General features: G+C 30.0%; 11 protein-coding genes. All 11 read left to right on the top strand.

The window, feature by feature from the left end; all coding sequences use genetic code 11:
- Positions 1 to 325: 325 nt before the first annotated feature.
- Entirely contained in the window at positions 326 to 1,783 is a 1,458-nt protein-coding gene (locus tag R1X58_RS06395) for a hypothetical protein (RefSeq protein ID WP_240572525.1), read from the top strand.
- Positions 1,784 to 1,785: 2 nt separating this feature from the next.
- Complete coding sequence (locus R1X58_RS06390; protein ID WP_240572524.1) at positions 1,786 to 2,214, top strand: hypothetical protein; 429 nt, start codon at positions 1,786 to 1,788, stop codon at positions 2,212 to 2,214.
- Between the two features lie 2 nt (positions 2,215 to 2,216).
- The gene (locus R1X58_RS06385; RefSeq protein ID WP_240572523.1) at positions 2,217 to 3,683 is read left to right on the top strand and encodes a hypothetical protein; all 1,467 of its coding nucleotides are present in this window, start codon (positions 2,217 to 2,219) and stop codon (positions 3,681 to 3,683) included.
- 6 nt (positions 3,684 to 3,689) lie between these two features.
- Positions 3,690 to 7,061, top strand: coding sequence for a hypothetical protein (locus R1X58_RS06380; protein WP_240572522.1), 3,372 nt, complete (start codon positions 3,690 to 3,692; stop codon positions 7,059 to 7,061).
- 12 nt (positions 7,062 to 7,073) lie between these two features.
- On the top strand, positions 7,074 to 7,802 hold the full coding sequence (locus R1X58_RS06375; protein WP_240572521.1) for a hypothetical protein: 729 nt from the start codon (positions 7,074 to 7,076) through the stop codon (positions 7,800 to 7,802).
- A gap of 3 nt (positions 7,803 to 7,805) precedes the next feature.
- Positions 7,806 to 9,461, top strand: a complete 1,656-nt coding sequence (locus R1X58_RS06370; RefSeq protein WP_240572520.1) for a hypothetical protein — start codon at positions 7,806 to 7,808, stop codon at positions 9,459 to 9,461.
- 1 nt (position 9,462) lies between these two features.
- On the top strand, positions 9,463 to 10,098 hold the full coding sequence (locus R1X58_RS06365; RefSeq protein WP_240572519.1) for a hypothetical protein: 636 nt from the start codon (positions 9,463 to 9,465) through the stop codon (positions 10,096 to 10,098).
- Between the two features lie 13 nt (positions 10,099 to 10,111).
- The gene (locus tag R1X58_RS06360; protein ID WP_240572518.1) at positions 10,112 to 10,837 is read left to right on the top strand and encodes a transglutaminase-like domain-containing protein; all 726 of its coding nucleotides are present in this window, start codon (positions 10,112 to 10,114) and stop codon (positions 10,835 to 10,837) included.
- 5 nt (positions 10,838 to 10,842) lie between these two features.
- Positions 10,843 to 11,769: an endonuclease/exonuclease/phosphatase family protein gene (locus tag R1X58_RS06355; protein WP_240572517.1), complete on the top strand. Its 927-nt coding sequence runs from the start codon at positions 10,843 to 10,845 to the stop codon at positions 11,767 to 11,769.
- Positions 11,770 to 11,781: 12 nt separating this feature from the next.
- Positions 11,782 to 12,495 (top strand): fibrobacter succinogenes major paralogous domain-containing protein, encoded by a 714-nt coding sequence (locus R1X58_RS06350; RefSeq protein ID WP_240572516.1) that lies wholly within the window; start codon positions 11,782 to 11,784, stop codon positions 12,493 to 12,495.
- A gap of 214 nt (positions 12,496 to 12,709) precedes the next feature.
- Entirely contained in the window at positions 12,710 to 13,462 is a 753-nt protein-coding gene (locus tag R1X58_RS06345; protein WP_240572515.1) for a hypothetical protein, read from the top strand.
- The last annotated feature ends 68 nt before the right edge of the window (positions 13,463 to 13,530 follow it).

Genomic DNA, 13,530 nt, shown 5'->3' with positions numbered 1-13,530 from the left:
ATTAACATTACAAATAGCCTTACGGAATACCGTAAGGCTTTCTTTTCCAATAAGTTTAAATTTGAAAATCACAATAAATAAAATTAGCCATAGCCACAAACAACTCTCAGTGACAAACTTAATTTCTACACTTATGAGTAATATATTTCTAAATCACAAAGTAGACAATTCACTAAAAAACATTCACTTAGAATTTTTCCGAACGCATATACTTACAACACGTCGGTAATGTAGCCTAAAAAAGCAAGAAATATCCTTGAAAAGCTTGGTAATTATTATTTACTTTATAAAATCTAGCTAATCAACCAATATTTAAACCAAATTGATGAAATCATTCACATTAATATTGACAAGCTTAATTTTAATAGTAAGCTGTACTTCCGAACCAAATAAATCCGAATATTTAATAGATTTCAATAAATTCATTACTAATCTAAAAACACAAAAAGAAGAAAAACAAAAAATCGATTGGACTTCAAAGGAAGATTCATTAAATATTCTTTTATATAAAAAATCACATTTTAGATTAAATAGTAAAGACCAAAAAACGATTGAATCCTTTATTGAATCTTTTAATGCTTTAAAAGAAAACAACTTCGAATCAAGTGGAAAAGTTAACTTCTATTTTGAAAATTCAGCCAGTATGAATGGGTATTTAGATGGTAAAAATTTTAAACAAGTATTACATCGAATTTATGGTAATTTATCTACAGATAATGTTAATTCATATTTCGTTAACACTAAGGAATATTTCCAAGATGACATTTTAAAAAAAATAGATAATAAAGATATTAAAGTTGGCGATATAGGAAACTCAGATCACCAGTTCATATTTTCGAATGCTATAGATAATGCAAAAAACAATAACTTAAGTATTGTAATTACAGATGGAATATACTCCGTGAAAGGTGGTGATATAGATATCGTATCCATTGACATTGAAAATACCTTCAAAACGGCTTTATCTAAAAACGAAATTGAAACAGCTGTACTTAAATTATCTTCAAATTTTAATGGAATATATTATTCTGAAACATGTGAACCGGGTAAAAAAGCAATAAAAATTAATCAAAACAGACCCTATTACATTCTAATGTTTGGTAATTCTAAAATAATAGATAAAGCTTTAGAAGAAATCGCTATAATAAAAGAATTACCAGGTTTTGAACAACAGGCTCGCTTTTTCTTAACGGAAAACTTAAAAGCCAACTATACTATATTAACAAAAGGAGAAGAAAAACATGGTATTTTCAAAGCGACAACTAGAGGAACTGATTTATTTCACGAAATAGAAGATGTTGAAAAATTTGAAAAACCAGGCTTTAACTCAACTCCAAAAAATGAGAATTATTTCTCATTTGGATTAGCTATAGACTATTCAAAAATAAATCTTCCAAACTCATACAAACAAAATCAGGAAAACTACCTAGTTAATGACCAACTAGGGTATTCAATAGTATCCATTTCTAACATAAATGATTTGGATAAATCTTCAAAAACTTATGAAGAATTGCAACGTATTAATGACAAAAATCAAACCAATTTTACTCACGTTATTCAACTTAAAGCTGATAGAAACTTATACGGTAATTTTCAAATGCAATTACTTAATAAATTACCTAAATGGATAAAGGAAACTGGTATTGAAAATGACTGTAATATAAATAGTGATGATAAACACACCTTTGCCTTTGACCAACTAATGATAGGTATTTCTAAGGCTTACCAAAAAGTTAATAACAATAAAGAATATCTAGATATCAATTTAAAAATAACACCTTAATTATGAATGATTTTATTGCTAGCTTGTATGACCCATGGTATAATTATGAATCCTATAAAGAATTACTAGATAGTGTATATAACGCTTTCGATTTTCAAAAATTAGGAATATCTATAATTGCTGTTTCATTACTTCTTCTTATTATATTCTATAAATTTTGGGACCCAGTTAAAAAACCACGATTAAAATGGGGTATTACTTTACTAATTGTTTCTGTAATCATGTTTTGCATTACATATGGGATACTTTTCAGCAATGTTGAGTTATTACAAATCATAGGCAATTATACTGGAGATTTTGGTGAACCAAACCCTGAATTTTTCATTTTTCAAATGGCTCTATATACTTCTCTCTATGGAATAATATTATCATTTGTGTTATCCTTTTTAATCAAACACCTAAGTGTAGGAAATAAACATAATCCTTTTTAATTATGGCAAAATTATATGTTTTTGGAATAGGCGGAACCGGATCGAGAGTTCTTAAGTCACTTACTATGCTGATGGCATCTGGTGTAAAACTTCAAAATGGCTTTGATACAATAGTTCCATTAATTATTGATCCTGATGCAGCAAATGGGGATTTAAACAGAACTGCTGACATTCTCACAAAGTACCAAAACATTTATAAAACTGTAGGTGAAAACAATAAAATGTTTGGCACAAAAATTTTAACCCTGAAGCAGTTAGTAGATGAAAATATACCGAACATATCCGATCATTTTAAATTTGGATTGACAAATACTGGACAAAAATTTGGTGATTTTATAGATTTCAATGGTTTAGACAGAGAAAACAGGGCTTTAGTTGAGTTGTTATTTAGCCAAGAAAACTTAGAAGCCGACATGACAGTTGGCTTTAAAGGGAATCCTAATATTGGTAGTATAGTTTTAAATCGCTTTGCAGATTCTCCTGAATATAAAGAATTCACCAATTCATTTAATCCAGGAGATGCCATATTTATTATCAGTTCAATTTTTGGGGGAACGGGAGCTTCTGGTTTCCCTTTACTTTTAAAAAATTTAAGAGTAAATAGCCCTGAAATTGTAAACTCTAATGAAATTTGCACCTCCACAATTGGAGCAATTACTTATTTACCATACTTCAAAGTTTCCAACCAAGATAAAGAAGGACAAGCTATAGATTCTTCTACCTTCTACAGTAAATCCAAAGCCGCTTTAAGTTATTATCAACATGCTATTTTTGATAAAGAAGAATCCCTAGATGCATTTTATTATTTAGGTGATTATTCCAATAATAACATGCCTTATGCTGAAGGAAAAAGTGAACAAAAAAACAATGCTCATTTTTTAGAATTGGCAGGAGCACTATCTATTATTGACTTCACTAAAGATATTCAAAATTTAGGCAAAGGATATGATACTACTATAAAAGAATTTGGTATCGAATCGCATCACGGAAATAAACTAAAACTTGAACATTTGGGACAATGGTCTAAAGACCAAATTAGTCTACCATTAAGTAAGATGGTTTTATTATATAAGTTTCTTATTAAGTCTAAAAATGTTTTATCTGATAGCAAAGGTGGATTTAACAACCAAATTAACCAACAATTTTACAAACAAGAATTTTACACTGTATATTTCTATAAGTTCCTAGAATATTTCAACGAATGGATATCAGAAATGGATAATAATGATGTTTCATTCTCGCCATATCATGACAATCAAGACCATGATACTTTAATGGATTTTATAAAAGGAAAAGAAGTTTCACGAGGAGGACTTTTTAAGCGCAATAAATCTAGTGCTGATTTAATTATAAAAGAAGCTGATCTAATAATTAAGAATAAAACCTATGATGACGAAGGGGATGAATCAAAATTCTTAAAAGTACTGGACGATGTATTAACGCAGCAATTAACCAATATTTTAAACTAACTAAAAATGTCAAAAAAAGTTTTTCGTATACATAACGATGGGGCTCAAAATCCAGATTGGTTTGCTTCTGATAAAATAAATTCTACATTAATTGATAATATAGAAACTGATGGTGGTGATGGAAAAAAATTACCAACCTCAATTCCTAGTCCTTTTGCGAGAATTGACCTAGTTAGAACAGCTTTTGCAGCTTTAGGGTCGTCAGGAGATCTTGATGGTATAACACGCAATGGAAAAGCTGTTGCTAGTGACAACCATAAACTAGTATCAGACGCATTGGATATTGGTCAGTTGTTTTTTAATTTTAAAAGACATGAAAAGGACTTACAGCTTATTAGTTGGAACAAAGAAGAAAGCTTAAATAAACTATTAAATGGAAATCCAAGTCAAAAACATTTAGGAAATACTCTAAAACTGTTTTTACAACAAGACAGAAAGCAATACAACTTTAGTGAATTCGATAATATTTACATTCTTCTATATAAACATAAAATTATTGGAGGGACATCACCAAGAACATTATTTTTTGCTGCTCCAAATGCTCAAGAGACAGATATAAAATTTGGTAGAGACACAATGTTAGATGACATGCTACTCCCTTTATATCAAAGAGACCCAAATTATATTAAATATTTAGTAGCACTCTCCAAAACTCCAAATTTCAATCAATATTTCCCAGAATTCAATAGTTACATTCTAAAAACAGTTGATAAAATTTACAACATAGACCCTAACTTACATGATGAACTAATGAAGTTAGACTATGAGTCATACTTAGCAACTTTTAAGCCTCTTTTTTATAATAATAACCCTGGACAACCTGTCGAAGTAATTAATGGTCTATTCTTAAAACAGTTTGAAAAAGATCCTTCGACTATAGAGGATAAAAGTGATTTTACGATAAAATCTTCCAAAATTATCGATGGGATTAAACCATTAGTTTTACCTGTAGACACTTTAAATCTGCCTTATATATACACCGAAGATAAATGGGACATCAAGACCAAGGTACCTTTTCAAGATAGTACCCCTCTTAATGAACGTCTTTTACCTGATCAAGGTATAAAGTACCCATATCTAACGATGAATGATTTTTTATGCGAATCAATTATCAAACTTCCATTCAGTATAGATCAAGACAAATTTTTAACCACCGGAAATGGAAATTACTTAATTCCCTTAAAACCCTTGTTTTTCCAATACTTTTCAGTGGACGACTTGAAAAATCAAGAATTAATTAAAATCAAGGAATTAGCAGGAAGCAGTGTACAAGTAGACTTAAATATCCCAATCAAAAAAGGATATATCTCTTACTCAAAAATTTATAATTCGAAATCTATTTCTTCAACCGACAACAAAGGAGAAAAAGGAATTATTTTTGACAAACATTTTTCATTAGCTCTTTACCCCTTTAATAAAAGTGAACAGGTAAATCTTAATTACACTGTCGGTTTAGTTGATGTTAATCCAGATAATTCCAATAAACTAGCTGTTCAGCTATTCAATGACCGTAAAACAAAAATAATTTCTCCAAAAACAGTAAAGGAAAGGTCGAGTAGTCCTTTCATTACTTCACAAACTATTACTGATGAAAACTTTGATGCTATAATTATTACTGTCGGTTCTCATGAAAATTATATAATACCATTATGGAATGAATACACAAGAGTGGGTGGAGACATTTACCAATTTGCAATAGATTTTGGAACTACCAACACTCATATTGAATATACTATCGAAGGGCAAGGAGGTGCAAAAGGTTTTAATATAAGCGAACACGAAGAACAAATCGCTTTTTTAATGCCATCAGATGCTTCTAGAAGATTGGAAGCAATCAGAACTATTGACGATGGAGAATCCCATCTTATGCAGGAAATAATCCCTAAAAGAATTGGTGATACTGAAATGATAAAGTCTCCTTTTAGATCAGCTCTTTTACAAAACAAAAATGTCAATTACGAACTTGCAACATTTCCATTTGCAGACACAAATATTGGCTTTGAATATGAAAAAAAACCAATAAGACCATACCTAAAAACCTTTACAAACTTAAAATGGTCTAAAGAGGCAAATAATGAAAAACAGGTAAAACATTACATTAACGAAATTTTAATGCTTTGTAAAAACAAAGTTCTAAAAAACAATGGCGATTTAAGCCAAACCAAAATTATCTGGTTTTATCCTGTTAGCATGACTACAAGTCACTTAAATCGATTTAGAAGAATTTGGCAAGATTCTTTCAATGAAATTTTTGATATTAATGACGACAACCTATCAGATTTTCCTGAAAGTATTGCCCCTTTTTATCACTATAAAAGTGATGGAAATATAAGAACCGCTGCAAAACCATCTGTTTCAATAGATATTGGAGGCGGAACCTCAGATGTTATGATCTTTTTTAATGAAAAACCGCAATTAATAACATCCTTTAGGTTTGCTGGTAATGCTATTTTCGGTGATGGTTTTAATGGAAATATAAAAGCCAACGGATTTGTTCAAAAATACAAAGAGATTATTGAAAACACTCTAACCCAAAACAAATTAGTTGAAGAAGTAAATATCTTAGATAAAATCTATACTGAATACCAATCCTCTACAGATTTAATAAACTTTCTATTCTCATTAAATGAAAATAAAAATATTCAAGAAAAGAGCCTAGATATTGACTTTGGTAAAAAATTAATTGATGATGATGATTTCAAAATAATCTTTTTATTATTCTATTCTGCTATGGTTTATCATATTGCAGAATTAATGAAATTAAAAGGTATACAAAACCCTAGAAACATTGTCTTTAGCGGAACAGGTTCAAAAACATTAAAAATCTTAGATTCTAGCAAAAAACTAAATTCATTAACAACTCTATTTGAATCAATTTTCAATCACGTTTACAAGACCGAAAACTCTGAATTAACCCTTAAAACTACAGAAAACCCAAAAGAGGTAACCTGTAAAGGAGGTTTTAACATTGACAAAGAGCTTGACGGAATAAAACATACAGATTTAATAGAAGTTAACTTAGGAAACTTCGATAACCCGACAATACAATCGAAAACAACCAGTATTGAAAACACTGTCAAATATAAAGACATCAACAAAGCCTATCTGGATGGAATTATTAAGAATATAGATGAATTCTATGACCTTTTTAATGTTTTAATAAAAAAGTTAGATTTTAAAGGAGAATTTGGCGTGTCTAATAAGTCAATAGAAATATTTAATAGGATTAAACAAAATGATCAGCTCGATTATTTAATGCAAGGTGTAAAATCTTTAGAGGAAGATTCTGCAGCAGAAGAACCTGTTGCCCAAACTTTATTCTTTTTCCCTTTAATTGGTTTACTCTACGATTTAGCTTCAACCATTAATGAATCCTAATAACTTAATGCAATGAAATTTATTAATCTAATATTTGCTGGCTATTTTTTGATTGGACAAGAACCAAATGTAGATATAGGCAATCAACCTAATGAAATAACAAGCTTTTTTCTTTACGGTATTTTATTCCTTTCGATTATTTTGAATATTATTCTAATACTTTTAATCAAAAAAAGCAAAAGGACCAAGCCTTCAAAAAATACAACTGAAAATCATCAAGAATTTTATAAATCTAACTATCAAATTTTAACCAAAAACAATCAGTTATTAAAAGAAAAAATAATTGCTCTTGAAAGAGAGATAGAGATTCACAATAAAAAGAAGGAATCAAATGATGCTCAATCTTCAAAAGTATCAATTACCAATGAAAACCAATTCTATGAAGATGATGTGATTAATACCTATGAATTTAAAAACATAAAGCCAAAATCCGTTTACTTACCTTCTCCTTTTGAAGAAAAAAGGTTTTCCGCAGAAGATGTTAGTGATGAAATAAAAACATCATCCTTATACGAAATCATTTTAGACTCTTCTAATATAACGGGCCAATTAACTTTAATAAAGGGTGCTGATTTCACCAAAGCTTTAAATTCTCCTGATCACTATTTAGAAAAAGCTTGCGTTTTCGAAAACGCCTTTAATTCAAATGCTAAAGGAATAAATGTTATTCATCCTGGGAAAGTAAAATTGGAAGATCAAGATTGGGTTATTACTGAAAAAATTAAAATAGAGTACTTATAAAATATGCCATTAGTCCTTTTAAAAATAAACTTAGAAGCCCTAGAATACCTAATTATTGGGATTTTAGTAATTCTGCAAATCTACCTTGCTGTAAGATTATATTTTAAACTAAATTCATACAAGCAAATTTTCAGAAAATTACCTTTTGTTTCTCAAAAACAAATTCCGCTTGAATTATACAATAGTGGTAATGTTAATGATATTTTATTTTACAAAAAGTTAGAGGACGATTTTCTAGATGACGACATCTATATAGACTTAACCTATATCGAATCAAGTTCAAACAATGTTATTATAAATAAAATTAGCAGTAGAATAAATTCTTATTTAATCAAAAACAAAGGGGCCTCTATTGACTTCCATATACTTAAAGATGTAATTGACAGAAATGTTGAAATAGCTGAAGAAGAAATCAACAACCGTATTCCTGCCCCTCTTTATATTGGTTTAGCTGCTACTATGGTTGGAATTATTTTAGGTTTATGGCGTATTAATTTTGGCAGTAGCGGTAGTAACAATATTGCATTAGATTCAATAAAACCTTTAATAGATGGTGTAAAAATAGCCATGTCTGCTTCTGTGATAGGATTATTTATCACAACACTATTTTCTGTATTCTTTTACAAACGTGCTAAATCTCAGGTTGACGAAGATAAAAATTCCTTTTTGTCATTATTACAATCGGAGTTGTTGCCTAAGATGAATAAATCTAAACTTCCTGAGGTTGATGTACTGTCAACCAAACTAGATTCATTTTCAAGAAATACAACAGGTGTTGTTTCAAAATTAGATAGCATCGTTAAAGAATCTTCAAATGCCGTATTCAGAGAACAAAAGCTTATTGAAGAAATCAAAACGTTAGATGTTAAAAAAGTTGCTAAAGTTAATCTTGATGTCTTCAATAAACTTGAAGGCATGATGGATACTTTCAGTAAATTTTCTAAGCATTATAGAGATTTAGATAAATCTTTAGACAATACAAATACTCTAGTTATCAGTTTAGGAAAATTCGTATCTAACACTCAACACATTAACGATATTCTTGAAAGCATAAAAGAAACCATTATTCGTAATAATGAATCAACAATTTTCTTTAACACCCATATTGAATCTTTATCTCGCTATGGTGATGCCGTAAATGAAGCTGTAGCTTCTACCGATTCTAAAATGTCCAAAGCAATTGACGAATTAGTAGAATCAGCCAATAAACAATTTGAATCATTTAACGAAGCCATAGCAACTTATGACTCCAGATTAACAAAGGCATTTGAAAATTCGATTAATAAATTTACTGAAGTAATAGATCTGCATGTTCAAAGAACAGAAGTTGCGTTTAACTCTTCTCGACCAAAATTTGAAAAACTAAATGAACTAGACCGTTTACAAAAATTAGACGCACTAGATAAATTAGCAGATATTGACAAGCGTTTAATCTCTTTGGAAGATAAATTAAGTGAGGTAATTAGTCATAGTAACTTTAAGTTAATTGAAGCTTTAAGCTATTTAAATCCACAAATAAAAGAGATGGATTCATCTTTAATTGAAGACAATAAAAACATGAAAAATATAATTCTTAATTATGTTATGACTGCTCTTAAATTAACTGCATATGTTGTAATTATTTCTGGTGGTCTTTATTTCATTTATCTAAATATCTAAAATGAAGAAATCAGGTTTTTTCTGGGTTAGTTATGCAGACCTTATGACTAGTTTATTTTTCATAATGTTGGTTCTTTATGTCATAACCCTAACTATTCTTCAAGGTGAAATGGGTAAAATAATAGCTCAAAATGAACAGTTAAAAAAAATAACTCAAATCGAAGAGCAATTTCGTCCGCTTCAAAAAGATGCCTCGTTCCACTACCTTGAAAATTGCAATAAATATGTTGCAAAAGACTTAATTGGAATTGAAATATTTGAATCCAATGAATCAATAATCAAACAAAAATATATAGAAAACACAATCATTGTAGGTAAGAAAGTTGAAACATTTTTGAATGCACTTATAGCAGAAAATAACGATTTCAAATACCTACTTATAATAGAAGGAAATATGGCTAATACATGGGACATGAAATTAAACAAGGATTCCGCCTATGGATACAAAAAAAGCTATGAAAGAGCGCTTGCTGTATACAACCTTTGGTTAAAGAACAGTATTACTTTCCGCAAGGAAAATATTGAAGTTCTTATAACGGGAAGTGGATTTAACGGACTATGTAGAGATGAAATTGAAGATAACAACAAACGTTTCTCTATTCAAATATTACCTAAAGTATCTAAAATAGATTATTAACTGTAATTACTAAATGCGCTTTACTACCCTATTTATATTAACCATAATGTTAAACTCTTGTTCTGGATGTTCTAACTCAGGCAGAGCTAAAATTGTTGCTAAAGCAAGATCTGAAGCTGCAAAACAAGAAAGCACACCTACCCCACAAACCATAATTAAGGATGTTGAACCTGAAATAGTAGAGATAATAGACATTGTCACTCCAAAGGAAAAAGAAGAAATTGATAAAAATCTAATCAAAGAAAAAATTCCAAAAGCGAAGGGCAAACTCATTCAGGTAGAAGGTTTAGTTTTAAAAGAAGTAGCAGAACTAACTATAAAATTAAATACTTCCAGTTCACCAATTGAACAAATCCTAGCTTTAAAAAACCATATTCAATCAAATTGGCACTACATTTTTGATCCAGATACGGGCAGTGATACTTGGAGGTCTGCCGAAGCTACAATATCCCTGAAGTATAACGGTCAATACTCTGGAGACTGTGATGATTTTGCAATTTTAATGGCTTCTATAGCTAGACAAATTGGATTAAGTTCTCGAATGGTTGGAGGGTTTGATGGAACAAGTGGCCATGCTTTTGCTGAATTTTTAATTCCATATGAAGAATTAACTAACCCTTTAATTAAAACCATTGATCTAAGAAAGGATTATAGAGGATTTTGGGGAAGTTTAGACTGGTTTTCTGGTTATGAACATAACAGATACACTGAGGATATTAGATTGTTTGACGACATATAACTTGTATGAACATTAAAAAAATAAATTATCTTTTTTTACTTTTTTTATTTACCGCATTTTCATGTATTTCAAATAGCGGAAAATCTGCCTTGGCAGAACAACAACTCAATTTAATTCCAAATAAAATTGAGTCTTCCTCTAATAATTCTATTACTAGCCAAAACCAAAATGAGAGCTTAAACATAATAAGTTGGAACATTCAAGATTTGGGTAGAAGTAAAAATGATAATGAACTACATCAAATAGCACAGATACTTAGAAACTCTGATCTAGTCGCTATTCAGGAAGTTGTGGCCAAAGACCCTGCTGGAGCACAGGCAGTGGCCAAAATTGCTGACGAATTAAACAGAATGGGAAACAAATGGGATTACAGAGTTAGTGACCCTACAAATAGCCCTTCAGCATATATTAGTGAGCGGTATGCCTATTTATGGAAAACTTCCAAAGTTAAGCTTCTTAACAAAGCATCTTTAGATAAAGAATTAGAAAATGAATGTCTTCGAGAACCCTTCATTGGTAAATTTCAAATGAAAAAAGGAGGAGAACCCTTTTATGTTATCAACTTCCATTCGCGTAAGTTTAATGACCGACCAGAAGAGGAAATCATACATTTTAAGTATTATCCTGAGCGACTTAACTCGGAGCGAATCCTTTTGGCAGGAGATTTTAATTTAAACGAGAAACATAATGTCTGGGAGAACTTATATAAAATAGGATTTAAACCAGCCTTAAAAGACACTAAAACCACTCTAAAAATTAAATGTAAAAACGGTAATTACTTAAATCACTCCATCGACAACATATATTTCACTCAATCAGGTATTAAAATGATCTCTTCGGGTTCCATAGATATTGTAGAAAATTGCGGTAATCTAGAAAAAGCTAGATTCCTATCAGATCATTTGCCCGTGTATTTAAACTGTAAACTTTAAAAAAATTCATTTATGAAGCTTAAGTTATTTATACTTTATTCCATTATAGTCGCTTTCTCAAGTTTAGGCATCTTCTCTTGTAAACAAAAGGATTCAAAACCTTCTCCTCAAAAATCAGAAATAGATACCACTACAGTTAAAGAAAGAGAGATCGAATTTTTTCCAAGCACCAAAATAGGCAGCCAAATATGGATGATAGATAACTTAAGTACTGAAGTGTTTTCAAATGGTGATTCTATCCTTGAAGTTAAAACAAAACAAGAATGGAGAGATGCTATTAAAAACAAAATTCCTGCATGGTGTTTTGCTTCTGATTATAAGGGAGATTCCATCAAAATTGGAAAAATATATAATTTTTTTGCAGTTTCCGACGAAAGAACAATAGCACCCTACGGATGGAGAGTGGCGAGTAATAAAGACTGGTCAAAAATGGTAAACACCATTAATAACACTCCCGAAAACATTACAAATATTAATTCTGACCTCTTTTGGCAACATTTACCTCCTGTAATAGATAATACGGATTTTAAGGACTTAAAAGGTGGTTATATTTACAAAACAGGAAAATTTTATTCAGTAAACAAAAACAGCTTCTACTGGACATCAGATTATAGAATCACTACAAATGCATTTAATAAATCAATGTGGTTTGACTATGGAGGTATATTACGAACCCCTAATTATGAAGAATTTGGATTTTATATTCGTTGTTTAATGGATTATTAATAACCTCTAAAATAGCATGGAAATGTTTTATGAATGGGCCAACTGGATTTATAATTACTGTACAGATTTCTGCATTAATATGTCCTATCTCTTTTCAATTGATTATGTGACATTTGGAAGCATTTTCTTTGGGGTTTTCATGAATCTAGTTATCCTAATACTTGTATTTATCAATTTACTTTTCTTGAGAAAAAACACCTAAAAAATTTAACCTATGAAATTGGCGCCCTCTGAAGTAAAAAAAGCATATAAAATCAGCAAAATAATTCAGCATCGAATAGATATGACTAAAGAATTAAATTTAAGATCCACAGATATTTTTCCTGATTTAGTTCGAAAAGGTCTTTATGAAGAAGATAAAAATAACGGCATCCATTTCAGAAGGTTTTTGAAAAAACTTGCTCAACATGGCGAATTAAGATCGTTGATTCCTCAATGCACTCATATCGCTCCTGCAAAAGGAGAAAAATTTAATGAATGGTATTTCAACGATGCTAAAGATAAAATGCCTGAAACAAGGCCATTAAATGGTGGTGATATTTTAAAAAGTAAAACAACTTCCCAAAATCCAAATTTAGTTATAACAGACAAACATAGAATGGATCTAGACGAAGCTATTGATATTATAAAAATGCTAATAGCAGGAATTAACCCAGTTACAGAAAGATTTCAAGATGATTTAGGTGTTTGTAATGAAATAGTAGTAAAAGAAGCTTTAAAAACTATTATTGATCCTGTAAGTTATAAAGAAAAAGAAGAAATTAAACCTAAAAATATACCACCTAAGCTACCAAAAAGAATATTTCGTAATACAGAAGAAAAACTACTATCGGCAAGCTCTTTAGGTAAATTAAAAAATAAAAATTACCAGGATGTTATTAAAATCATGAATACCTATGAATTAATTGTAAGCACAAATATCATAACAACTATGGGGGGTAGAACAAGGTTTGAAATTCAAACATAATGACGAAGGTCAAAAATGGATAGTTTATCCTGAATCACTAGCGGAATTGTTATAGTATTAGCATACAG

The organism is Aestuariibaculum lutulentum, assembly GCF_032926325.1.
Taxonomy (GTDB): Bacteria; Bacteroidota; Bacteroidia; order Flavobacteriales; family Flavobacteriaceae; genus Aestuariibaculum; species Aestuariibaculum lutulentum.
This window is presented reverse-complemented; position numbering and strand designations above follow the sequence as displayed.